At 68.9% G+C, this 24208-nt stretch carries 23 protein-coding genes; 7 read left to right on the top strand and 16 right to left on the bottom strand.

The annotated features are described in order from the left end of the window. Window positions 1-78: 78 nt before the first annotated feature. The gene (locus ACIA5G_RS53455; protein ID WP_395938234.1) at window positions 79-237 is read right to left on the bottom strand and encodes a hypothetical protein; all 159 of its coding nucleotides are present in this window, start codon (window positions 235-237) and stop codon (window positions 79-81) included. A gap of 396 nt (window positions 238-633) precedes the next feature. Further along, complete coding sequence (locus ACIA5G_RS53450; RefSeq protein WP_395938232.1) at window positions 634-975, bottom strand: hypothetical protein; 342 nt, start codon at window positions 973-975, stop codon at window positions 634-636. Window positions 976-982: 7 nt separating this feature from the next. On the opposite strand from ACIA5G_RS53450, the gene ACIA5G_RS53445 reads away from it, so the two are divergent. Next, complete coding sequence (locus ACIA5G_RS53445; RefSeq protein WP_395938230.1) at window positions 983-1372, top strand: DUF4232 domain-containing protein; 390 nt, start codon at window positions 983-985, stop codon at window positions 1370-1372. A 701-nt stretch (window positions 1373-2073) separates the two neighbouring features. After that, on the top strand, window positions 2074-2820 hold the full coding sequence (locus ACIA5G_RS53440; RefSeq protein ID WP_395938228.1) for a hypothetical protein: 747 nt from the start codon (window positions 2074-2076) through the stop codon (window positions 2818-2820). Window positions 2821-3004: 184 nt separating this feature from the next. On the opposite strand, the gene ACIA5G_RS53435 is transcribed toward ACIA5G_RS53440, so the two are convergent. From ACIA5G_RS53435 to ACIA5G_RS53375, 13 genes are all read right to left on the bottom strand, one after another. Next, entirely contained in the window at window positions 3005-3865 is an 861-nt protein-coding gene (locus tag ACIA5G_RS53435) for a cytochrome c biogenesis CcdA family protein (RefSeq protein ID WP_395938226.1), read from the bottom strand. Next, window positions 3862-4440: a redoxin family protein gene (locus ACIA5G_RS53430; protein WP_395938224.1), complete on the bottom strand. Its 579-nt coding sequence runs from the start codon at window positions 4438-4440 to the stop codon at window positions 3862-3864. Before ACIA5G_RS53430 ends, ACIA5G_RS53435 begins: the two co-directional genes overlap by 4 nt. Before the next feature lie 224 nt (window positions 4441-4664). Continuing rightward, window positions 4665-5645 carry a sugar kinase gene (locus ACIA5G_RS53425; protein WP_395938222.1) on the bottom strand — a complete coding sequence of 327 codons (981 nt, stop codon included), beginning with the start codon at window positions 5643-5645 and terminating at the stop codon, window positions 4665-4667. Continuing rightward, entirely contained in the window at window positions 5642-6322 is a 681-nt protein-coding gene (locus ACIA5G_RS53420; protein WP_395938220.1) for a bifunctional 4-hydroxy-2-oxoglutarate aldolase/2-dehydro-3-deoxy-phosphogluconate aldolase, read from the bottom strand. The genes ACIA5G_RS53425 and ACIA5G_RS53420 overlap by 4 nt, the downstream gene beginning before the upstream one ends. Window positions 6323-6528: 206 nt before the next feature. Further along, window positions 6529-7308, bottom strand: coding sequence for a polysaccharide lyase family 7 protein (locus ACIA5G_RS53415; protein ID WP_395938218.1), 780 nt, complete (start codon window positions 7306-7308; stop codon window positions 6529-6531). Between the two features lie 48 nt (window positions 7309-7356). Then, the gene (locus ACIA5G_RS53410; protein ID WP_395938216.1) at window positions 7357-8430 is read right to left on the bottom strand and encodes a DUF1565 domain-containing protein; all 1074 of its coding nucleotides are present in this window, start codon (window positions 8428-8430) and stop codon (window positions 7357-7359) included. After that, on the bottom strand, window positions 8427-9014 hold the full coding sequence (locus ACIA5G_RS53405) for a hypothetical protein (RefSeq protein WP_395938214.1): 588 nt from the start codon (window positions 9012-9014) through the stop codon (window positions 8427-8429). The genes ACIA5G_RS53410 and ACIA5G_RS53405 overlap by 4 nt, the downstream gene beginning before the upstream one ends. Before the next feature lie 9 nt (window positions 9015-9023). Then, window positions 9024-11066, bottom strand: a complete 2043-nt coding sequence (locus tag ACIA5G_RS53400; RefSeq protein ID WP_395938212.1) for a hypothetical protein — start codon at window positions 11064-11066, stop codon at window positions 9024-9026. A 6-nt stretch (window positions 11067-11072) separates the two neighbouring features. Further along, window positions 11073-12830 carry a heparinase II/III family protein gene (locus ACIA5G_RS53395; RefSeq protein WP_395938210.1) on the bottom strand — a complete coding sequence of 586 codons (1758 nt, stop codon included), beginning with the start codon at window positions 12828-12830 and terminating at the stop codon, window positions 11073-11075. Continuing rightward, the gene (locus tag ACIA5G_RS53390; RefSeq protein WP_395938207.1) at window positions 12818-13585 is read right to left on the bottom strand and encodes an SDR family NAD(P)-dependent oxidoreductase; all 768 of its coding nucleotides are present in this window, start codon (window positions 13583-13585) and stop codon (window positions 12818-12820) included. The genes ACIA5G_RS53395 and ACIA5G_RS53390 overlap by 13 nt, the downstream gene beginning before the upstream one ends. 38 nt (window positions 13586-13623) lie before the next feature. Further along, window positions 13624-14550: a carbohydrate ABC transporter permease gene (locus tag ACIA5G_RS53385; RefSeq protein WP_395938205.1), complete on the bottom strand. Its 927-nt coding sequence runs from the start codon at window positions 14548-14550 to the stop codon at window positions 13624-13626. Next, window positions 14540-15463: a carbohydrate ABC transporter permease gene (locus ACIA5G_RS53380; protein WP_395938203.1), complete on the bottom strand. Its 924-nt coding sequence runs from the start codon at window positions 15461-15463 to the stop codon at window positions 14540-14542. The genes ACIA5G_RS53385 and ACIA5G_RS53380 overlap by 11 nt, the downstream gene beginning before the upstream one ends. Window positions 15464-15531: 68 nt before the next feature. Further along, window positions 15532-16692, bottom strand: coding sequence for an ABC transporter substrate-binding protein (locus ACIA5G_RS53375; RefSeq protein WP_395938201.1), 1161 nt, complete (start codon window positions 16690-16692; stop codon window positions 15532-15534). A 284-nt stretch (window positions 16693-16976) separates the two neighbouring features. Between ACIA5G_RS53375 and ACIA5G_RS53370 the strand changes: the two genes are divergently transcribed. Further along, window positions 16977-18035 (top strand): LacI family DNA-binding transcriptional regulator, encoded by a 1059-nt coding sequence (locus ACIA5G_RS53370; protein WP_395938199.1) that lies wholly within the window; start codon window positions 16977-16979, stop codon window positions 18033-18035. A gap of 270 nt (window positions 18036-18305) precedes the next feature. Further along, entirely contained in the window at window positions 18306-19664 is a 1359-nt protein-coding gene (locus ACIA5G_RS53365) for an MFS transporter (protein ID WP_395938197.1), read from the top strand. A gap of 976 nt (window positions 19665-20640) precedes the next feature. Here ACIA5G_RS53365 and ACIA5G_RS53360 read toward each other — a convergent pair. Further along, the gene (locus ACIA5G_RS53360; protein WP_395938195.1) at window positions 20641-21426 is read right to left on the bottom strand and encodes a GntR family transcriptional regulator; all 786 of its coding nucleotides are present in this window, start codon (window positions 21424-21426) and stop codon (window positions 20641-20643) included. Window positions 21427-21517: 91 nt separating this feature from the next. Between ACIA5G_RS53360 and ACIA5G_RS53355 the strand changes: the two genes are divergently transcribed. From ACIA5G_RS53355 to ACIA5G_RS53345, 3 genes are all read left to right on the top strand, one after another. Continuing rightward, a complete protein-coding gene (locus ACIA5G_RS53355; protein ID WP_395938193.1) occupies window positions 21518-22885 on the top strand; it encodes a rhodanese-like domain-containing protein in 1368 nt (455 codons plus the stop codon). After that, window positions 22882-23970, top strand: a complete 1089-nt coding sequence (locus ACIA5G_RS53350; RefSeq protein WP_395938191.1) for a YeiH family protein — start codon at window positions 22882-22884, stop codon at window positions 23968-23970. The genes ACIA5G_RS53355 and ACIA5G_RS53350 overlap by 4 nt, the downstream gene beginning before the upstream one ends. A 23-nt stretch (window positions 23971-23993) precedes the next feature. Further along, the coding region (locus tag ACIA5G_RS53345; RefSeq protein WP_395938189.1) for a DUF302 domain-containing protein at window positions 23994-24208 on the top strand (215 nt) is incomplete at its 3' end.

Raw genomic sequence — 24208 nt, 5'->3', positions numbered from 1 at the left:
TACCTCGAGCCGATCACGCCCGCCCCGAACAACCTGGCCATCGCCGCGATGTATGCGCCGCGCACCGGGGCAACCCGTTCAGACCGGCACCTCCTCGTCGACCGGGATGTTACGGATCGACTGGGCGCCCCGGTGGTGGTCCGAGCGGGAACACGGTCGTTCCGTCGCGTTCCACGGTTCAGTGTTCTCATCGTCGAATTCCCGCACCAAAGTGCGGCCCACGGGCTTGCGGGTCATGGTCGATCAGCACCATCGGACACAGCCCGCGCCAACTACTTCGCGACGCAACGCAGTGCCATGGGTAGTGGCTACCCACACCCGTCACACCGACCGACACCTGATCGTGACCGCCTTCCCCGGGCCGATCAGCGACGGCCGGATTGCCGCCCCGACGGGCGGGTATCCGGCCACAGAGGCAGCCGCCCGATACCGAGCCCGGACCCTGCAGCGGCGGGGTGCACGCCGGCCTCCTCCGACTGACGTGGCGCACACCGGGGTGACTGTCCGCACCCTGTGACGCTGCGACGGCGCAGCCCACATTCGCCTACGCGGAAGGACATCCCATGGCAGCACGACCGCGCACGTCACAGGGTGTCCCGGCCACCGGAGCGGTTGCTCGACACGGAACTGGATTCACCGTGCCCCACATGCCATCGACCTCAGCCCGCCGGCCGCACCAGAAGACCGCCGCCGATGGAAACCAACGCCTACCAGGGAAGTGAGTGAAATGATACCCAAGCCGAATTCCTGCTCCTGCGCATTCGCCGCGGCCTCCGCCGGCACACTCCTGCTGACCGCCTGCGGAGGTGACACCACGCCCGCGGCGAACGGGGCGATGACAACGCCCTCCTCGGCCACCGGCTCCTCAACGGTCACCGTCGCGTCGAGCACGCCTGCCACCAGCGCACCCGCACCGGCCGATCCGACATCGGCTGCGCCGGCGGGCAATGGGCGCTGCACGTCCGGCGACGTCACGCTCGCATTGAGCAGGGGCGCCGCGGCGGCCGGCTCCGTCTACCGGATGCTGATGATCACGAACATCCGCGCCGAACCCTGCACCATCCAAGGTTTCCCCGGAGTGTCCTACGTCGTCGGTGACGACGGGCACCAGGTCGGCGAGGCCGCCTACCGCCAAGGAACCAAAGGCGACGTGGTCAGGCTGAACACGGGCCAGACCGCGGGCGCCGACATCCAGTTCGTGAACGTCCACAACTACGACGCGGCGGCCTGCCGGCCCACTCCGGTGCGAGGCCTGCGGATCTACCTGCCGCAGGAAACAGCGTCGAACTTCGTGCCCATGGACGGCACCGGTTGCGCGAGCACGGACATCCCGGGCAACCAGCTCTCGGTGCGCACGGTCTACCCCACCTAGACCAGCAGGCCGTTACCGGGCACCCGCCAAACGGCGGGATGTGCCTCGCTGCGAGCGCTCCGTCACGACAGCCGACCGCACCGACCTGGTCCATGCTCTGCGGCCACGTTGGCGAGCGGGCCAAGGGTTCGTGCCGGAGCGGCGCGGATCGAACTGGCGGCCGCGTTCGTGCTGCTACGTGGCCACGCGCGCCGCATGGCCACGTGGCTGACCGTGGCAGCGGGCGGCCGAGCGTGACTGATCAGGTGCACGCGTAGGTTCCCGTGCCGCAGTCACATCGCCACCCGATGTGACCCGGTCGGTGGAGTACCCCACCCTGATTTTGTCTTAAACTCGGGCGGCTCGGCACCGTCGGTGCCGCTGTTCCCGGCTACCCCGGTCCCTGGTGGTCACGACCGCACAGGGAAGCGGAGGTTTCCGATGTCGTGCTCTCAGTTTGCCGGCACCACTCCGACGCTTGGCTTCGTGGCGCCCTGACGGCCACTCCAATGGTGAGAACCGCTCACGATGAACCATGGCCATTCCAAGTCGAGACCGCCGACTTGGAGGCACTGGAGTCGACCGTTGGAGTGTTGCGGGCTTTGGACTACCGCCATGGCGGCGAGTCGTGTCGCGCCGCACTCGACGCCGTCAGCTCGTGGACCGTCCTGCTCCGCAAGGGAACGATCCCGCCACGACTGCGAAGCCGGCTGAGTGACGCCTTGGCGGACCTGTACAACCTGCTGGCGTGGACGGAATTCGACACCGGGCGCACGCGGCAGGCACGCCGGCACTTCGCGGTGGCGGCGGAGCTCGCCGCAGAATCCGGCAACGCGGATCTGGCCTCCAACATCTTCTACCGGCTGGGCAGGCTGCACCTGCACCACGGGCACGTGACCGACGCGCTGGCACAGTTCGACCGCGGTCAGGACGCGGCGCGGCGGGCCGGATCCTCGCACGCGCAAGCGATCCTGTCGGCCAATCAGGCATGGGCGCACGCGATGCAGGCCGACCAGGCTGCGGCTCTGAGGGACTTGAACCGGGCAGAAGAGGCCTTCGCCACCGCGGCCGGGTCAGCGGCGCCGTGGGCAGTGTTCTTCGACGCGAACGACCTCGCGGCCATGACCGGGACCGTCCACATCGAACTCGCGCGGACCGTCGACACCGGGCACGCGGCCCGCGCGATCCCATCACTGGCCGTGGCAGTGGCCGGCTACGGACCGCAGATGACCAGAAGTCTTTCGCTGACGCAGATCCTGCTCGCCCTCGGGCACGCACTCGAGCACAACTTCGACGACGCACGACGTGTCGGCACAGAGGCGCTGCGGACCGCAGGGACAGTGCGGTCGGTCCGGACAGCAGACCGGCTGCGGCCGCTCGCGGCCGCAGTCCGCGACGGCTCGCCCGACGCCGCCGGCCGCGACCTGATCGAACTGATCCGCGCGTTCCGCGAAAGACCGTTCCCGTAGGGCAAATCCGCCGACGACAGAAGCCCGACGCCGACAGCCGCCACGGCGGTCGTGTCCACGAGCGCGACCCTGCGCGGTGCGTTTGCGATTGCGGTAGCCCTCCGACCACGGGGAGGAAGGAGCACCCGAGCCGACGACCCGCCGCCCGCAGCCGTCGACCAGCCCGGTGAGTTCCACGACCACCTCACCGGCTCGCGGCGCGACGACGGTCTCGGGCTCGCCTCCGGCGGACGAGCAGCACACCGGCGACGACCAACGCGACCGCACCGAGCGCGACCGGAAGGGGGCCGATGGCGTTGAGCCCGTCGGACAACCCGCTCTGGACGCGCCCGGCCGCGTCGACGACCGGGTCGGCCGCCTCGCCGTCACCGTTGTTGAGCCGCAGCTCGTAGAAACCGTAGTAGCCCACATACGCGCCGGTGACGACCAGCAACGCGCCGCCGATGCGCCCGATGTAGGGCAGCGCACGCCGGATGCCGGTAGCCACCGCGGTACGCGCCAATGCCGCCGCGATCGCGAGTGCGCCCACCACGAGCCCCATACCGACCGCGTAGGACACGAAAGTGGCCACGCTCTGACCGAACCCGGCACCGCTCAGAGCGATCCCGGTCACGGCGAGGAACGGGCCGATGGTGCACGACAGCGACGCGACCGCAAACGCGACGCCGTAGCCGAGCATCGAGACGATCCGGGTGTTGGGCGCACCGCCGGACAGCTTCGGCAGCACCACCAGCAGTTCCCGGCCGGCCAGCAGGAGGGCGCCTAGGATCAGCAGGGCCAGCCCGATCACGATCGTCACGGCCGGCAGGTAACGCTGCACCGGGCTCGCGATCGATGCGCTGACCAGACCGAACACCCCGAACACGGCGACGAACCCGGCGGTCATCAGCCCGCTGGACAGCACCGCGCGACCGAGCCGGCCGGCTCGGGAGACGTCCTCGCCCGCCACGACGAGGGCCAGATAGCCGGGCAACATGGCGAAGCCGCACGGGTTCACCGTGGCCAGCATCCCGGCGACCACCGCGAGGGCGAGATCATCGATCACCTGGACCCGCCGCCGGCCAGGGCCCGGGCGCGGTCCAGCAGCTGGTCCGCGCTGACCCGGTCGGTGACCACCTCGACCGTGCCGCCGGCCCCGATGAAGGCATAGGCGGGTTGTGCGGCCACCCCGAACCGCTTCCAGATCGCGGCACCCTCGTCGGCGAGATGGGTGAACCCGCCCACCTGGTAGCGGTCGACGAAGCCCCGCATGGCGGGGACATCGGACAGCGCGGCGACCCCCAGGAACGTCACCGACCCGGCCGTGGCCTCCGCGGCGTTGCGCACCCCGGGCGCCTCGGCCTGGCACTTCGGGCACCACGACGCCCAAAACCACATCACGGCCGGCTTTCCGGCCAGGGCTTCGCCGTTGAAGTCCTTGCCGTCCACGGTCTTCGCGGTAAACCGGAGCGCCTCCGGCACGCTCGACGCCCCGTTCTCGGCGGGAGGCGTCGAGGAGATCTGCTGCGTGGCCGGCGGGCCCGCGGTCTGCTCCTTCGCGGCGCAGCCCGCGAGCACCGTCGCGGCGCACACCGCGACGGCCACCGACACCCGCATCGTCCTCAGCGGAACCCGTGCCATACAGCTCCTCCCGGAATGTCTGTTTCCTGCCCGAGCATGCCAGGGCCGGGCGCCGACCGGCCCTTACGGTTGTGTGACGTGCCGTTCACGGTTCTTACGGCACCAGCCCAACCGGCCCGGCACGGCCATCGCGGATCAACGCCCCCGAGGTTCAGCTTCCACCGGTTGTCCGGACATCTCGGCGCCCCCCATTTGACGGGCCGGCCGTTCCCCGCCCGGGAACCTCATCGGAGGACGTCCCCCGCCGCCAGGAAGGTCTCCAGTTCGGCGCGAGTCGGGAGAAGTTCGCAGTCACCGGGCACGGACACGGCGTAGGCACCCATCGCACAGGCCGTCCGGAGGCGGCCGGCGGGGTCGGCACCCCTCAGGAGTTCCGCAAGATATCCGGCGACGAAAGCATCGCCGGCGCCGACGGTGTCGACGACGGAAACGGGCAGCGCCGGTTCCGTGTGAGTCACGCCGTCGATGTGAGCGGTGCACCCTCGGACGCCCGTCTTGACGACGGCTTCGGCCGGTCCGATCCCCGCCAAGGCGACGGCGAGGGGTTCCGGGGCGGCCGCGTGACAACCGAGGACGAGCTGGGCTTCCTCGATCCCGGCGAAGACGATGTCCGCTTCCGCGACGAGCCGTCGCAATTCGCGCCGGGCGGTGGCCCGGTCCCAGAGCTTGCTGCGGTAGTTCACGTCGACGCTCACGAGTACGTCGTTCGCCTTCGCCGCGGCGACCGCGTGCCAAGTGGCCTGGCGGGCGGAGGCGCTGAGGGCTGGAGTGATGCCGCTGACGTGCAGGACCGAGGCACGTCGGACAGCGTCGACCGGGATGTCGCCGGAAGTGAGGCGGGACCCGGCCGAACCACTGCGGTGGTAGTCGACGTGAACCACACCGGCGGCCCGGTGGTGACGAACCATGAGTCCCGTGAAAGCAGCGTCCCGGATGACAGTGGTCCGGATGTCTTCCGCTCGCAGGCGTCGTCCGATGAGGTCCCCGGCGGCATCGCTGCCCACACGACCGATCCAGGTGACCGGAGTCCCGAGACGCGCCGCGCCGATAGCAACGTTGCTTTCGGCACCGCCGATCCGGAACGTGAAGTCACGTGCGCACTCCAGGGTGCCGATTACGGTTGCGGATATCAGCCCCATCGTCTCGCCGAACGTGAGCAGGCCGTCTGCGGTCCGGGGTGCGAACGGAGGGGTGGCGGGGGTCACCGCGTTGCCCTGGCTTCGGAGACGGCCGCGACGGCTCGACGGCTGCGGGCCGCGAGGCGGTGGTCGGCGCCGTCAGTCGCGGCCGCGCCGATGAGCGGGGTGCTGAGGCCCACAGCGGCGGCCCCTGCCGTCAGCCACGCCGGGATGTCGGCCAGGGAGACGCCGCCGGTGGGGATGATGGGGACGTCGGGAAGTGGGCCGTGCAGGTCTTGGACGTACCGGGGAGAGACGGCCGAGGAAGGGAACAGCTTCACCGCAGGTGCACCGGCGCGATGGGCGGCGTGAATCTCGGTGGGTGTGAGAGCGCCGGGGTAGGCGGCCACACCCGCGGCACGAGCCGCGGAGAGGACATCGGGCGCCGCGATGGGTGAAACGACGAAGGCGGCGCCGGCATCGATGCAAGCCTCCGCCTGGCTGCCGTTCAGAACTGTTCCCGCCCCGATGACGGCCTCTGAACCGTAGGCCGCCGCGAGAGCACGAATGCACTCCAGGGCGCCGCGGGTGGTGAGGGTTATCTCGATGGCGTGGATCCCGGCGTCGAGCAACGTATCGGCGATCGCGGGGAAGTGCGTGGTGGTCGGGGCGCGCAGGATCGCGATCACTCCACGAGTGGTGATTTCAGCGGTGACCCGGGTTTCCGATGGCATGGCGGGCAATGGGTCGTCGACACGGTTCATTCCTGTCACGTCTCCCTTCGGCGATGGAGGCTTCGTACCGGCGTGTCCGGCGCCTGCCCCGGCGGGGGAAGCCGGGATAAGTCCGGTACTTGCCCGGCATACGGACGCCCGGGCCGGCGGGCGGGCGGAGCGGGGATTCCGCGTCGGTCGCTGTACCGTGCTGGACGGTGCCGGGCCTCCTACGCCGAGGCCCGGCACCGCTTGACTCAGGAGTGGGTGACCTGGAGCTTGTACACGCTCACCTGCCCGTAGTTGGTGCTGCTGCACGGGGAGGAGTTGCTGCAGTTGGCCTGGGTGTAGGCCCCGGCCTTGAAGTAGTTGCCGGACGAGGTGTGCGAGATGGTCGTCTGGAGGGCGCCGTTGTAGTAGACCTTGATGTTGCCCCCGCTGACGACGAACTTGCCCTCGTAGACGGTGTTCAGCTTGTAGTTGCTGGTCACCAGCTTGTAGTGGGTGTCATCACCCTTGGTGATGTAAAGGCTGGTGCCCTCCAGGCGGAAGACCGTGACGTCGTCGTCCGCGTCGTGGATCTGGGCGCCGACGAGGTGCGACTTGTCGTTGGGGAGCTTGTTGAACGCCTCGCGGAAGACGAGGGTGTGTGTGCCGGAGGTGGCGGACCAGGAGGCCTCGTCGCTGCCGTTGTCGGTCATCTCACGCAGTTCGGAGCGCGGGTAGCCGGATCCGGACGTCGTGACTCCGTTGACCGCGGCACGGAACTGGACCCCGGTGCACGCGGAGTTCACCGTGAACCACGGGCTCGACGAGTAGGTGGCGAGTTTGGGCTGCGTGATCTCGGTCGGCGAGCTGCTCGATCCTGTCGGCAGCGTTTCCTTCCAGTTGGTCAGGGCGAGTTGCTGGGCGGGGTAGTCGCAGGGGGAGGCGGCAGCGGCGGTGCCGGCCGCGATGACGGGGGCGGTCAGGGCGGCCACGGCGCAGAGTGCGGCCACGCCTGCTGTGGTGAGGGTGCGCTTTCGAGTCCGGCTCATGTCGTGTGCTTCCTTAAGGTCGGTCGTGTCGGGTTCTTTCTTCTGCGGTCAGCAGCGGCGCGACGGGTCGTATTCGTCGCCGAATGTTCCCGTCGCGTCGCCGCCGGTGTTACCGGCCAGGGTGTTACCGCACACCCGGCCCTGCGGAGTGGCTTCGAACTTGATGCCTCCCGCAGCGTTGGAGAGGAGGATGTTGCCCTCGATGTTGTTGCTGGTGCCGTCCGTGGGGGTGTCGCCGCCGACGCGGACCCCGGCACCGATGTTGTCGTGGGCGCGGTTGGCCCGGAACGTGTTGCCGCTGCCGCGGGCGTCGAGTCCTGCGGAGTCGGGGTCGCGCTGGCCGGTACAGTCGTTGTGTTCGACCAGGTTCGCGGTGGAGTTCTCCTTGATGTCCACGCACTCGTTGCCCTGCGTGTCGATCAGGTTGTGGTGGATCCGGTTGTCGCGACTGACGTCCGGTCTGTCATCCGGGGCCCCGTGCATGCCCTGCTGCTCGGGAGCGGTGCCCAGGTAGATACCCTCGCCGACCTTGCCGCCGTCGTCGAAGCGGAAGTCCCACACTCCGCATCCGGTGATCCGGTTGTGGGCGACCTCGGCGCGGGTGACGAGGTCGCGAAGTCGTACGCACTCCTCCCCGGCGTTGCGGAAGGTCATGCGATCGACGCGAAGGCCATCCACACCGTCTCCGGGTGTCAAGCTCATGACGTACAGCAGTTTCTTGCGGTAGCTGGACTTCTGGGTGGCATCGCCGACCAGCCCGTCGATGGTGAACCCCGTCAACCGGACCCGGTCGTGCTGGATCTCCCCGATGGCGCGGCCGTCACCCGCCCCCTGGACGACGGCGGTCGAAGGCCCGGTGATGGTGATGTCGGAGCTCCGGCTCACAAAGTCCTGCAGGTAGCGTCCCGGAGCCAGATGCACCGTCGAGCCGGGCCCGGCCACGTCCAGGGCCCGCTGGATGCCGGCGAAGGGCGCGTTGCGCGTACCGGTGCCGGTCTCGCTGCCGCGCGGTGAGACGTAGACGTCGTGGCCACCGCCCGGGGGCACGGCGGCGGACGCCGCCGGCACCTCGATCACCATGAGTGCGACAGCCGCTACGACGGCGTACGGGATGACTTTCATGCTGGGCTCCTCGTGTTCGTGGGTGCGTACAGGGACAGAGCCAGGAGCAGCGGAAGGGTGGGCCCCAGCACCAGGGGGCCAAGAGGAACGGGAAGCATCGCGAGCGGGGCCAGCAGCAGCGAGAGCAGCAGCGCCAAGCAGCGTCGCGGCGAGCCGAAGGCGAGGGCGGCCGCGCGGCGGCGGACGTCACCACCGGCGTCGACCGCGCTCACGGCCGCGAGCGCCAGGGTGTATACGGCCAGCGAAGCCAGCAAAACAACTTGGACCGGCAGCAGGACGAACGCGGCCGGGCCCCCCTGTCCCAGGAGGAACAGGCAGTTCGTCACGAGAACGACGATCGCTGCACCGGCGGCAAATCCGTCCTTCCAGAGGACGCGCCAGCAACGGGGGAAGGCACGGAACGTCCCGGTGAACGGACGGCCACCGCCGTCGCCGCGCCAGTCCTGCAACGCGACCGCCGCGGCGGCCAGCGCCGGGAGCCAGGTGACGACGCCGAGTGCCAGCAGGCAGAACGCCGCGCCTGCCAACGCCGGCTGTGCGACGAACTCCATGGCGCGCAGCGCACCTCGCTCCCAGCCCTTCATGAGGTGCTCCTACGCGCCGGTGGTCCGGGTGGGCAGCAGACCGGTGAAAGGTTCGCCGATCCGAAGCCTGGCGACGCCGTCCACCTCGACGAGCCGCGCCCGGACCGCCGCGACCTCGGTGTTCGAGATCAGGACGGCCGCTGCCTCGGCTCGTACGCGGTCCGCGTGGATGACTCCCGTGCGCGGGGCGAGGAAGACGAGTTCGCTGTCGGCCCCCTGTCCGAGGGACACCGCGTACCCCTGGTGCGCGGGGAGCGTGGCCGCGGTACCCGGCAACGGCTCCAGCGACCCGGCGCATTCGAACACAGTCAAGAAGGTGGCCGTGGACGTCCTGGGAGTGCTCAGGCACAGGGTGTGCAAGGTCTTGCTGACCTTGAGACTGGGAGTGCTGGACGTGGGGTTGGCTTCCACCTCGGTGCGTTCCTGCCGGGACGTCGCGTCGGCCGGCGCGAGCCGGGTGAGCAGAGCGCTGCCAGGTCCCGCCGTCAGCCGCCAGCTGTCCGGCCCGGTTTCGTCGACAGGCCAGTCGGTGTGCAGAAGGTAGGTCCATTCGCGGGGCTCGTCCGCCGCCAGTTCGTCGAGGATGACGACCCGCCCCCCGGGGGTGACCACCAGGGTGCGATCGACGCGCCGGACCCCGAGATGGCCGGGGAACATGGCGGCTGACTCCGCCGTGGCGTGCGCGAAGCCACCTTCAGCGAGCACGTCCCGCACCCACGCCTGGCGTTCCTCCGGCAGCCCCTCGTACACGTGGTACCGGCCCTCGTCCGCCCATCCCGCACCGTCGACCAGGATCAGGTTGTGGTGCGCGGCGCGTTTGTGGTTGCTGTAGCCCTCGTCCACGGCGAGAAAGGCCCCGTGCGAGTGGAGGACGAACGCTCCGGCGTCGGGATGGTGGTGACCCGCGCTCATCGCGTCCCATCCGACCTCCGACTTCAGCCGGTGTCCTTCGGTCCAGGCGCGGTGCCCACCACCTGGTGCCGCTTTGAAGCTGACGCAGGTGGCTGAGCTGTCCCATCCGGTGCGAGCCGTGATCTGACCGAGGTCGGGGAAGTAGGCGGTGGCGGGTTCCGCGTCGGGCGGGACCGGGGTGATCGTCGGGTCGTACCAGAGCAGCTCGAGGAACGCCTCGGGCATGACGCCGGGGCGAACCCCCGACTCGTAGGCTTCGCGCCAGAAGTGGCGGTCCGCGACCAGTTTGCCCAGCCACTGCGCCGTACCGTCCTGGTAGGCGGCGGCAAGCCGGTAATAGAGGGCGACGCTGTGACCACTGCGCCGGTCGTGGCAGTCGCCGTGGTCGACGTTCTCCTCGAACCCCGGTGCACTCTGGTGCAGGCGCCAGCGCATGGTGTTCCGCAGGAAGCCGCAGTCAGCCCAAAGGTCGGTCTTTTCCTGGTGCTGCACGAGATCCGTGTGGATGGCGAGCCACGGCGCGCCGTAGCGCCAGTACACCACCCCCTCCGAGTCGGAACCGTCCTCCGGCAACATCCGCAGGACGATCTCCAGGTTGACGCGGGCGGCATCAGCCCATTCGCGGCGTTCCAGGGCATAGCCCGCGGTGGCGATGCCCGTCCAGCAGATCCAGTTGTGGTTCTGCCAGTACGCGCTCGACCACCAGCTGCCGTCGGTCTCCTTGGCGAACGAGTACAGCCGCTCGCCCTGGAGCTCGAGCTTGGCGCGGAGGATCTCACGGCGCTCGGGACCCAGGTCTTCGCCCAGCCAGGAGTACGCGAGTGAAAGACCGTGCAGCAGCCACCCCGCGTCCAGGTCGTGATCGGGCATGTGGGCGCGGCCCCAGTGCGGGAAGGCGACACAGGCCGAGATCCAGCGCCACGCCTCCTCCAGATATCCGCGCTGCCCGCTGAGGCGGTACGCGAGAGCCAGGTTGGCGGCCGCCGGCCCGAAGTAGGTGATGCTCGCCTCGGGGTGGTGTGTGGGCGGGAGCTGCCGCCGGTACCAGTCGCACTGTTCGTACAGCCTGCGCCACTGGGCGGCACGCGTGCCGGTCAGCTCGCCGCGCAAGGAGTCGAGTCGTCCGTCGAGAAGCAGCATGCGCCCTCACGCTCCGATGGGGTGGGTGGCGACGGTTCCGTCGGCCAGTTCGATGTGGACGGATCGATCGGAAAGGCTCACCCGGCGAACGCCGGGTTCCGATTCCGTCGCTTGGTAGACGGAGACGAAGACCGCGTGCCTGCTTGTCAGGGACCAGTCGATGCCGTGCCGGGTTCGTACCGGGTCGTCGGCGGGACCGGGGTGCGCGACGACGGTGAACTCTGCCGGTGGGCGCGCCAGGTGCCGGCCCGTCATGACCGCGACCCCGCCGGCACCCCAGACGGTGCGGGACTGGTCGGGGCCCAGTGCCACGACGTCGAGAGCGGCGCCAGGACGCAACTGGGCGCTCAGCCGGCGCTCGGTGTCGGCTTCGAGGACGAGGATGTCGAGCAGGTAGCGCCGGTCCGCCACGATCCGCCGTGTCGCCGTCACCCCGTCGTAGGCCTGCTCGCACCTGCCCACGTCGCCGGACAGAGTGGCGTCACAGGGGCGCTGCTCCGACTCGTCGACGCGGAAGCTGGGGTGGGCAGCTGTGCTCGCGTAGTACCGCCGGAAGGTCCGGTGCGCGTATGGCACCTGACCGGGGTCGGGCTGCCAGGCCGTACCGTCGTCCGCGTAGAGGTAGAGCGACAGCTTGTCCTGGTGCCCGTGCCCGCCGCCGTGCGGTCCGGCGTCCAGCAATGCGTGGACGCCGGCAGAGCGGAACACCGCATATCCCGCGTCGGGGAAGACCCGCCGGGGCGGCAGCGCGGGCAGAGGGCTGCCGGCGAACCACCCCGCCAGGTCGGCGGGGAGCGGGTCCGGGGAGTCGCGTTCGGCGGCTCGTGCCACGCGCTTCAGTGGAGCACCGGCGAACAGCTGGTCCGCGAGCGCGGCCACCTCGACGATCTCCGCAGCTTGTCCCGCGCGTCGGTAGGGCCCGTCGTGGAGTGCGGGCAGGGTGCCGTCTGGAGTGGCGATACCCGCCAACACCGAGACCATGGCGCCCAATACTGCCGCGATGTCGCCGGGCAGGTGGTCCGCACGGGCGCCTCGCAGCGCGAGCAGGTAGGCGTGCAGGACGAACAGGTGATAGTAGGTGCTGCCCTCCCATTCCCAGCCGTCGGGGTTTACCGCGGTCCGCAGGTGGGTGTTGAGGCCGTACTCCTCCGCAAGGCCCGTTGTGTCGGGCTCAGTGCCGGAGACCGCCGCGACGGCCGAGAGGCACGAGATCTCCGCGGCGGCGAGCCAGGCCGTGTAGTTCGAGCGGGCTTCCCCCTTCCGGAGCAGCTCCGCACGCGCCGCGCCGGCCGTCTCCCGGAGTGCACCGAGGAAGGGTACGAGGGTGTCCAGGGCGACGGGGACTTCGTGGTGTGTCGCGAGCGTGCGCACCGCGTGTGCGATGTTGACCGCCCAGATGCCCTCGGTCAGCGCCTGGTGGAAGAGGCGGCCGCGCAGCATCCAGTCAGCGCTGCCGGAGTGGGCACTCGGCAGACCGGCGTACAGCGTCGCGTACTCCCGCAGCAGGCGTACTGCCTCACGGCGTTCGACGGGCTCGCCTGCGGCGAGGTTCCGCAGGCGCCGGGCGGTCGCCTGGTGGACCAGCACGGCCCGGGCACCCCGGATGGCATCGGTGTCCAGCCGGCAGCCATACCGGCAAGCGGCCCCGGCGGCGGGGAAAGTGTCGTCGAGCAGGTCGCCGTGGTCGAGTTCGACCCCGTGTGCCGGACAGACGTACGCGTGCCACCAACCACCCGACTCCTGGGGAATGGTCAGCGCGGCCACGCGCCGCCCCCGATGTCGAGGGTGGCTCCGGTGACGTAACCGGCCTCGTCGGAGGCCAGGTAGACGGCCGCGGCCGCGACGTCGTCCACGGTGCCCCCACGGCCGATGGGCAGCTTCTCGACGATGCCGCGCTGGGCCTCGGGCGCGGTGAACGTGCCGTGGAAGGCAGTCTCGCCGATGTATCCGGGAGCGAGTGCGTTCACTGTGACCCCGGCACCGCCGATCTCCTTGGCCAGCCCCTTGGCGAAGCCGATCACCCCGGCCTTGGCCGCCGCGTACGCGGTCGCACCGGGACCGCCACCGTCGTGCGCGGCCTGCGAAGCCATCAGCACGACCCGGCCCGCGGGGCCGGCTTCCCGCAGATGCGGCAGGGCTGCCCGGCACGTCCGGAAGGCGGAGAAGAGGTTGACGTCCAGCACACTGCGGAAGTGGTCCTCGGTCATCTCGGAGACGGGAACCCGTCCGACGAGGTGCCCGGCGTTGGCGACGACGATGTCGAGCCCGCCGAGAAAGGCGACACTCTCGTCGACCAGGCGCACGACGGCGGCGGCGTCCGTGACGTCTGCGGCGACGGTGGTGGATTTTCGCCCGAGCGCGCTGATCTCGGCCAAAACGCGTTCCGCCGATTCTCCGGAACGTCCGTGATGGACGATCACATCGGCGCCCGCCCGCGCCAGCCCGAGTGCGACCGCCGCGCCGATGCCGTGACCGGCGCCGGTCACGAGCGCACGTCGACCCGTGAGATCAAAAGGCATGAAAACTCCCCGTTGACATTGTCGGAATGGATGACGGGCTACTTGATCCCGGAATTGGCGAAGCCCTGGACGAAATAGCGCTGGGTGAACAGGAACAACACGACCATCGGAACCGTGGCGAGCGTCGTCCCGGCCATCATGTACGCCCAGGCGTTCTGATCGGCTTGCTGGAAGGCCGACAGTCCCACCTGGATGACGCGCAGGTCGGTGTCGGTCGTGATGATCAGCGGCCACAGGAAGTTGTTCCAGCTGGTTTCGAACGTGAGCAGGGCCACAGTGGCGATGGCCGGCTTGACCAGCGGCGTCATCACCCGGGCGTAGATGCCGAACTCACCCATGCCATCGATCCGGGCGGCCTCTTCCAGTTCACGCGGCAGCGAGAGGTAGAACTGCCGGAAGAGAAAAATGGCGAACGGCGTCAGCGCGCCGGGAACGATCAGTCCCCACCAGGAGTCGAGCCAGCCGTGACCGCCCCGTCCGAGATAGTCGTTACCGCCGAAGAACGGGACACCTTTGGCGATCAGGTACTGGGGGACGATCTTGGTGTAGGTCGGGATCATCATCGTGGCCAGGACCCCCATGAAGACCACGGTGCTGCCCCGGAACCGAATCCGGGCCAGTGCGTACCCGGCCATGGAGGCCATGGCCAGATTGAGTGCCGTGTGCCCGAGCGAGATGAACAGGCTGTTGCGGAAGTAGGTACCGAAGGGGGCGTACTCGAGGGCCTCGGGATAGTTGTTCCAGTCCCAGATCCGAGGGAGCAGATGAGGGGGGTAGGCAGCGAGGTCCGGATCGGTCTTCAGCGAAGTGACGATCATCCAGAGAAAGGGAACGACCATCGCCAGAGACACCGTGACGAGAACCAGGTGCAGTGCCACCCGCCGCAGCCGCCGGCCGAGCAGGGGCCCGCCCGTCCGCGGGGGCCCCACGGCCACACGCCCGGCAGGGAGCTCCTCAGCGGACATCGTCGTCCTTTCCGGTGAGACGCCGGCTGATCAGCATCAGGACCAGCAGGAATGCGAACAGCACCACGCTCTGCGCGCAGGCCGCGCCCATGTTGAACTCCTTGAACGCCGTGCGGTAGATCTCGTAGGTCATGACCGTCGTCGAGTTCCCGGGACCTCCGTCCGGCGTCAGCACGTACAGCTGGTCGAACGCCTGGAACGAATCGATGATCGACACCAGCAGGACGAAGAACGTCGCGGGCCTCAGCAGCGGCACCGTGATGGAGAAGAACTGCCGTACCGGAGACGCACCGTCGATCCTGGCTGCCTCGTACACGTCCTCCGGCATGGCCTGCAGAGCAGCCAGGTAGATGAGCATCTTGATACCGATGCCCTTCCAGATGCTCACGACGATCACCGCGGGCAGCGCCCAGTCCGGGTCGGCCAGCCACGCAGGCCCGTCGATGCCGACCCAGCCGAGCATCGTGTTCACGACACCGAGCCGCGGTTCGAACATCCACATCCAGACCAGGGCGATCGCCACGGTCGCGGTGACGTGCGGCATGAACACGGCAGTGCGGTACCAGGCCGATCCCCGCATCTTCACGTTGAGCAGGATCGCCAGGATCACGGCGATCGCCATGGCCACGGGCACGGTGAAGAAGGTGAAGACGATGGTGTGCCAGATCGACGAGTTCCACGCCGTATCGGCGAAGATCTCCTGGAAGTTGCGCAGGCCGTTGAAGTTCACCGTGCCCGCGAGGATGTCGTAGTCGGTGAACGCCAGCGCGAAGGTGGCGATGACAGGGATGCCGATCCACCAGACGAGGTGGATGACCGACGGCGCCAGCAGGAGCAGGGCGACCCGACGCCGTTCGTGACCGAACCTCTTCCTGCGCCGAGGGCGAGCACTACTCAGGCTGGGCGCCGCCATTCCGGTAGATCGATACACTACTTCGCCGTCCCGACTGGCGTCCACGGCCGGACGGGCGGGCATCGGAGTCACACCCCCTTGGCGATGATGGCCGTGGCCTTCTCCGCCAGCCCCCGCAGCGCATCGGCCGCACTCGATTTGCCGAGCAGGGCGCTTTCAAGCGCCGGTTTGAACTCCTCGCGGATCTCGAGCCAGGTCGGCACTCCACCCTCAGAGAAGGCGTAGTCGAGGTTGTCCACGGCGAACGAAACGAGCTTGTCGCTCTTCACATAGTCGGAGTCGGCCGCGCTGAGAACCGCCGGAATGTTGCCGCGCTGCTCGGCCGCCTGCGGTGAGACCTTGTCCCCGGACAGGAACTCCACCAGGGCCTTGGCCTGCTCGGGGTGCTCCGTCTTCGCCGACATGGTGGCCAGCGTGCCGCCCTGGAACAGCGCGGGACGCTGCTGGTTCAGCATGAACCCGGCGACCTTGTCCTCGGCGATCAACTCGGGCGCGCTCTCGGAGATCTGCCGCCACATGTCGTTGTGGCCGATCATCATCGCCGACCGCCCCTGGACGAGAGGTGCGACGACGGCTCCCTTCTGGGTGAAGCCGTAGTCCTCGATCTTGTCCGTGCGGATGACGTCGACCATCCACTGGAGTGCGGCCACGGCCTCTCCCGAGTCGAACGCGGGTTTCCCGTCTGCGAACAGGTCACCACCGTAGGCCCACATGACGGGGAGATAGGTCTGGCGCAGATCGTTGCTGAGGATGTCCACGCCGGCCCGCGTCAGCTTGCCGCCCTGACGGACCGTCAGCTCCTTGGCCATCTCCTTCAGCTCGGTCAGGTCCTTGGGGGGCGCGCCTATCCCCGCCTCGGCGAGGATGTCCTTGCGGTAGATGCCCATCCGAGTGTCCAGCAGAATCGGGCGGGCGTAGGTCTTGCCGCCGTAGATCCCGGGCTGCACCACACGGGGGTTGTACAGCCGGCCGAGGTCGGCCGCGCTCGTTTCCAGGTCGGCTAGGACGCCCTTCTCGACGAAGGGCGGGATCCAGCCGACCCCCATGAGCATGACGTCGTAGGGCTGACCACCGACGATCGACGTGGCGAGCTTCTCGTTGAGCTTTCCGTACTCGGTGTAGTCCACCTGGACACTGACACCCGGGTGGTCCTTCTTGAAGTCCGCGAGCAGTGAGGTGAGCAGCTTCTGACCGTCCGCGCGGTCGAAGATGGGGGTGAGGAGACGCAACGACGCGTCACCACCGCCCTTCTGGGATGCCGGCCCACCACAGGCGGACAGCACGGCACCCGCCGCGGCGGCGGCACCAAGCCCCAGAAGGCTTCGCCTGGAAAGAGTCGACGGACGTGTGCGCATAGGAGACTCCCTGCCCGGGGTACGTGCTGAGCGGGTGGCGGACGTGCAGTAGGATCGGTGCATCGATTTACCGGTGTTTCGATGTACTGAGGTTAGGAACGGCGGTACGTGCTGTCAACATCGTGGAAACATTTGCCTCCGATTCACAGGGAGAGTCAGTGGCCGGGGTAACGATCTACCAGGTGGCGCGAGAGGCGGGGGTCTCCCCGAGCACGGTCTCCAACCTGCTCAACGGCCGGACCGGCAAAATGCAGCCCGAGACCCGGTCACGAGTGGAGTCGGCGATCCGGCGCCTCGGCTACCGCCCCAACCGCGCCGCCCAGCAGCTGCGCACCGGACGGATCCAGATGCTCGGGCTCATCGTGCCGTCAGTGGCCAATCCGTTCTGGGGGACGTTCGCACGGCACCTCGAAGCGGTAGCCATGGCAGAGGGTTTCTACATGCTCCTGTGCAACAGTGAGCGAGACCCGGACCGGGAACGCCGTTACGCCGAGGAACTCTGGGGCGACGGCATCGGCGGGGTCGTCCTGTGCTCGTCCCTGCCCTCACTCGACCATGTGAAGCCGACCGTAGAGGCGGGGCTCGGACTGGTGGCATTTGACCGCACCGCCCAGCCCGGCGACCCGTACAGCGTGGTGAACATCGGGACCGACAATGTTCTCGGCATGCGACTGGCGACGGAGCACCTGCTGGAGTTGGGGCACACGCGGCTGGCTTTCGTCTCCGGCTCGATCGGCAGCGTCAACCGTGCTGAGCGGTACAGCGGGTTCCGGCAGGCCCTCGAAGCCGCCGGCCTGCCCAGGTCGGCCGGCATCGTCTGGTCGGGAGCCGACACGGTGGACTTCGACGACCGTGACACCGCCGAACTCGGCCGTGCCGCCGCACGGGAACTCCTCCTAGGCCCCCACCCTCCGACGGCGATCGTCGCCATCAACGACATGTGCGCGATCGGCGTCGTCGCAGGCGCAAGAGAGGCAGGGTTGGTGGTCGGCCGCGACGTCTCCGTGGTCGGCTACGACGACATCATTCTCGCGAGCATGGCCATGCCCGCGCTCACCACGGTGCGACAGCCCGTGGAGGAGATGGCGGCCACCGCTTTCGCCAGGCTGCGAAAGATCATGGATGGGGACCGCGGCGAAACCGGCCACTCCATACTGCATAGGCCCACGCTAGTGGTCCGCAGCTCGACCGCGCCGCCGCCTGCCGCCCCCGGGTGACAGCTTCCCACGCCCCACGCACGGAGCCTGCCACGCGAACGCGGTGCCTCGCGCCAGGTGCGAGCCCGCCGGTCAGCGGTCTCGCACAACGATCCTCGCAGCGGATCACCACCGCAACCCCCGGTCCACGACGGAAACGCCCGGCCACTGCCGGAGCCCGCAGGGTGCGGCCGCCGGCGTCCGGTGCCGTGCCCGCGGTGGAACGGACCCGCCAACCGGCATGAGGCACACGAATTGTCGTGACTGCCGACGACCAGGAAGGAGCCCCATTTGAGTACGGAACCCGGAGCAGGTTCCACCCCACGCGGCACCGACTCGTTCGCCGGACCCCATCCCGGAGACTCTCTCTTCTCCTCGCTGAAGATCAGGAACTACCGCCTGTTCTTCCTCGGCCAGGTCGTCTCCAACAACGGCACCTGGATGCAACGCATCGCCCAGGATTGGCTGATACTCAGCCTCACCGGCTCCTCGACCGCCGTCGGAGTCACCACGGCCTTGCAGTTCCTTCCTCTGCTGCTCTTCGGGTTGCCCGGCGGCGTCCTCGTCGATCGCCTGCGCAAGCGGCCCGTACTGGCCGTCACGCAAGTGACCATGGCCGCTACCGCGCTCACCTTGGCCGCCCTCACCCTGACCGGCCACGTCCGGGTCTGGCACGTCTACGCCGCCGCGTTCGCGGTCGGCCTCGCGACGGTTCTCGACAACCCCGCACGCCAGTCCTTCCTCTCCGAACTGGTCGGTCCGGACCAGCTGCGGAACGCCGTCGGCCTCAACTCCGCGAACTTCCAGTCCGCCCGCCTGATCGGCCCGGCCGTCGCGGGGTTGCTGATCACGGGCATCGGCACCGGGTGGGCGTTCCTTCTCAACGGCCTTTCCTTCGCCGCACCGCTCACCTGCATGTTGCTGATGCGCACGGGTGACCTGCGCGGCGCGGAGCGCGCCCCACGCGGAAAGGGACAACTGCGCGAAGGCCTACGCTACGTCGCCGGCCGTCCGGAACTGTTGTGGCCCATCGTCCTGGTCGGCTTCGTGGGTACTTTCGCCCTCAACTTCCCGGTCCATCTCTCCGCTTTCGCCGACGACGTCTTCCACGTCGGCGCGGGTACCTACAGCCTTTTCAACACCCTGGTTGCGTGCGGCTCGCTAGCCGGCGCACTGCTCGCGGCCCGGCGCGGAACCGCCCGACTGAGACTGCCGTTCCTGGCCGCACTGGTCTTCGGCATCCTGGAGATCGCCGCCGCCGCAGCGCCGACCCTGTGGAGTTTCGCTCTGTTCATGGTTCCCCTGGGCCTGTTCGCCATGGTCGTCAACGTCACCACGAACGCCACCATCCAGACGTCCACCGATCCCACTGTGCGGGGCCGGGTAACAGCCCTGTACATGATGGTCCTCCTCGGGGGCGCTCCCGTCGGCGCTCCGCTCATCGGCTGGATCACCGACACGTACGGCCCTCGTACCGGCCTTGCGACGGCCGGTGCCATGGCGACGGGTACCGCCGCGGTCACCGGGCTCGTCCTGGCCCGAGCCGGTGGCCATCGCCTGGCGATCAGGTGGACCGGCCATCGCCCGCGGATGCGGATCGTGCCCGGAAGTCCAGCAGAAGGACCGACGGACCGACGTGACCGGCGATGACTCATCTCAGGGCGTAGCCAATCAAGGTCGGGGATGCTCGCGGACCTATGTTCAGCGAAGGCTCGCGCCCTCTGCCAAGTCGGCCACCACGCGCTCCCTCGCGACACAACGCCGGCTCCGCCACGGAACAGTGCGGCGCCCGGACCTCGTCGAACCTACCACGGCCGCTCGGGTCACCCACTCGGCCGATGGGTCAGGGCTTTGCGGAACCCAGCCGAACGAATGCTCCAAGATCCGACCGAAACCGCACCGGTGATGGCAAGTTTGGGCGCATTGCCGTCGGCTCCACCCCGTCTCCTGTCACGATTTCCTGTTCAAGCCCGCGAAGGAACTCACTTTCCACGGGTCAGCCGATGTGGCGAGAGATCATGGATCGAAGCGGAACTCCACACAGGGGTCTATCCCATCATCGGCTCTGACGCACTTTCGGTGGTGGTCTTACCCGAGGAGGATGCGATGGCGCAGGAGCAACCTCCGCCCGGTCAACGACCAGCCCACCCAGATGCGGCAGCAACGCTTCAAGATCAACAGAGCACTAGCGACATGATCACCGGCCACGCTCACCGCCCGTCACCGGACCACGAAACCCGCGCCAGAGCCCTATTCAGAGAGCACCATCAGCCGAGCAATCCGTTCTACTGCTCACACATGAAGCTCGCGAACGGTGCCGAGCTCTAACAGCTACTGGGGAAGCGCCCGCCGCCGGTGTGGTCCTGCTCGCCACCGGCTGATGGCCTGGTGCCAACCTCGATCTCCGGAGTGTCCGACAGTCCGTGGCCTCGTCTCACCCACGAGAGCCTTGGGCACCTGGAGTTTCGCGAGGTCGTCGTGACCAGCTGCGGCCGGGGCGCCGCAGGTCGTCCGCTCACCGTGGCACTGCAACTCCCGGCCCCAGTGGTGCCGTCGCCACCGTAGAGACATCCGCCGCCCGCGCCGCGCTGGCCGGTCGGGGTAATGACCGGGGTGTGCTACCGGGTCAAGGCGCCGCGGTGGTCAGTGCCGCGGCGGCGGCGTGATGGAGCTGATAGCCGGTGCGCGCGGAGAAACCGGCGGTGAGGGCGAAGCGGTCACCGCGCACGAGGCTGTGGCGCCATTCGACGGCACGGTCGCGTGCGTAGCCGAGGCGGTGGATGGAGAAGGCGGCGATATCGGGCGGGCTGTCCAGCAAGGCTCGCTCGGCCGCGGTCGGGTTGACGGCGTGGATCTCTTCATGCCCGGTCCCGAGCCGGACACCGGCCCGGTCCGCCAGTTCGGTGTACAGGCTGGTGTGGCTGAAGTCCGCCTCGAGAAGGGGCCGGGCGACATCGGCCGGTAGCCAGACACGGTCCAGGGCGAGCGGGATGCCCCCAGCGAGGCGAAGCCGTTCCAGGTAGACCAGCGGCTCGGAACCTTCCAGGCCGAGCCGGGCCGCCACCACCCCGTCCGCGCGGACGTCAAGCGTCCGTACGACGCTGTGCTGCGCGAGCCCGGCGGCTTCGACCGCCGCGAACAGGCTGTAGAGCGCGCCCATCGGCTGCTGGATCTCCGCGGACTCCGCCACCCGGGGCTGGCGCCCCCGTGTCGCGACGATCACCCGATCGGCACGAAGTTGCCGCAAGGCCTGCCGCACGGTGTGCCGGCTGACGCCGTAGTCCTCGACCAGGGCGAGTTCACCCGGGAACTGACCGGCGAACTCCCCTGCCTCGAGACGAGCGAGCAGATCCCCCTGCAATTGCTGCCACAAGGGTGTTGTTCCGTCGCGATCGAGCGCGCGCATGGCCATCCCCTCTCCGGGCTGCATGGACACGCTACGGGTGGTCAAATGTCCGTACAGAAGCTAGCATAAATGTGCGTACATTTCGAGGAGGTGAGCCGTGGTTCAGGTCGAAGTCATCGCAACCGAGGAACTGGGCGACCGCAGCTACCTGGCGCACGACGGCCGGGTCGCGATCGTGGTCGATCCCCAACGCGACATCGATCGCGTCGAACAGCTGCTCGAGCGGCTGAAGGTGCACTGCGAGCTGGTGCTGGAGACCCACATCCACAACGACTACGTCTCCGGTGGTTTCCAGCTGGCGAAGCTGACCAGCGCGCGATACGCGGTGTCGGCTCACGACGATGTCGAATTCGATCGATGGCCGGTACACGACGGAGACGAGCTGCAGGCCGGGTCGATGACCGTCCGGGTCGTCGCGACGCCCGGGCACACCGACCACCACCTGTCCTACGTGATCTCCGACGGCGATGGCCCGCCCGTGGTGTTCTCCGGAGGGTCGCTGCTCTACGGCAGCGTGGGACGGACGGATCTGGTCGATCCCGCGCGGACCGAGGAGCTCGCGCACGCGCAGTACCGCTCGGCTCGCCGGATCGCCGACCTGCTGCCCGACGACGCCGGCGTGTTCCCCACGCACGGATTCGGCAGCTTCTGCTCGGCAGGCTCGACCGGACAGGGGCCGCAGGGCACCGTCGCGGACGAACGGAAGGGCAACGACGCGCTGACCGAGCCCGACGAGAACCGCTTCGTCGAGAAGCTCGTCGCGGGCCTCACCGCTTACCCGGCCTACTACGCGCACATGGGCGCCCGCAATCGCGGTGGCCCCGCCCCGATCGACCTGACCCCACCCGAGCACGCCGATCCCGAGCAGCTTCGGCGACGGATCGAGGCCGGGGAATGGGTGGTGGACCTGCGGGACCGGACGGCATACGCGGCCGACCACATCACCGGCACCATCGGCATCGGCCTGAGCACGCAGTTCGCGACCTGGCTGGGCTGGCTGATCCCGTGGGGCACTCCACTCACCCTCATCGGGCACGACGCCGCACAAGTCGCCGACGCCCAACGCCAGCTCGCACGCATCGGCATCGACCGTCCCGACGCACACGCCCTCGGCGAGCCGGCCGACCTCGCCCCGCCCGCGCGCCGCGGCAGCTACCCGGTGGTCTCCTTCACCGACCTCGCACACCGTGACCAGGCCGACGGCACCGTGCTGGACGTCCGCCGCGACGACGAATGGGCCACCGCGCACATTCCCGGCGCGGTACACGTCCCGCTGCACGACCTGCTCGAACGGCTCGACGACGTGCCCCACGACCTGCTCTGGGTCCACTGCGCGGCCGGGTACCGCGCCAGCATCGCCGCCGGGCTGCTGCACCGCGCCGGGCGCGACGTGCGCTGCGTCGACGACGAGTTCGCCCACGCCGAAAAACTCGGCCTCACCGTCGCCGGCCAGGCGGCCCCATGACAACGGCGACCCAGGACCCCGAAGCCGAACAACAGCGACCGCACAGCCACGCGCCACTGCGCCGTGCCATCCCCGGGCTGGCGGTGGCGGTCACCGTCGCCGCGATCGCCACCCTGCTGGGCAAGCTGGTACCGATCGTCGGCGGACCGGTCTTCGGGATCCTCCTGGGCGCGCTGGCCGCGGCCGTCGTCCCCGCGTTGCGCGCAGACCGCTGCACGGTCGGCTATGCGATCGCATCGAAACCGGTCCTGCAACTGTCCATCGTGGTCCTGGGCACCGGCCTGTCGTTGCAGGAAGTCGTGCACGTCGGCGGCAGTTCACTGCCGGTGATGCTCGGCACCCTGGTCATCGCTCTGGGCGGAGCCTGGCTGCTCGGCCGCCTGCTCGGGGTGCGCGGCGACACGCAGATCCTGATCGGCGTCGGCACCGGAATCTGCGGCGCCTCGGCGATCGCGGCGACCACCGCGGTCATCAAGGCCAAGCAGGCCCAGGTCGCCTACGCGATCGGGACGATCTTCACCTTCAACATCGCCGCGGTGCTCCTGTTCCCACCGATCGGGCACCTGCTGGGAATGAGCCCGCACTCGTTCGGGTTGTGGGCCGGCACGGCGATCAACGACACCTCCTCGGTGGTGGCGGCCTCGTTCGCCTACGGCGGTGACGCGGGCTCCCACGGCATCGTCGTCAAGCTCACCCGCACCCTGATGCTCATCCCGATCGTGATCGCACTCGCCGTCCTGACCGCCCGCCGCGACGCCCGCCGCGACGCCGCCGAACGAGGTGAGCCCGCCGAAGGATTTCGGTGGAAAGCCCTGCCCTGGCGCAAGATCATCCCGCTGTTCCTGCTCGGGTTCATCGCGGCCGCGACGCTGGACACCGTCGGCGCGATCCCCGCCGACTGGCACCCGGCACTGTCCGCGCTGGGCACCTTCCTGATCACCACCGCCCTGGCCGGGATCGGGCTGTCCCTGCGCCTGGCAGACATGCGCCGCGCCGGGCACCGGCCGCTGCTGCTCGGCGCCCTGCTGTGGATCGCCGTCGCGGCCAGCAGCCTCGGCCTGCAAGCGATCACCGGCACCCTCTGAACACCGAAAGGAAGCCGCCCACCATGGATTTCACCATCACGACCACATCCGCGCTGCCGTTCGACGCCACCGTGACCGCGGTCCGCGACGCCCTCGCCGACCAGGGATTCGGCGTCCTCACCGAGATAGACATCGCCGCCACCCTGCACACGAAGATCGGTGAAACCGTGCCACCACAGCTGATCCTCGGCGCCTGCAACCCGCAGCTGGCCCACCGCGCTCTGCAGAGCGAACCCCG

The organism is Amycolatopsis sp. NPDC051758 (assembly GCF_044453095.1).
Classification (GTDB): Bacteria; Actinomycetota; Actinomycetes; order Mycobacteriales; family Pseudonocardiaceae; genus Amycolatopsis.
The sequence above is the reverse complement of the archived record's forward strand: the minus strand, read 5'-3'. Positions and strand labels throughout refer to the sequence as shown.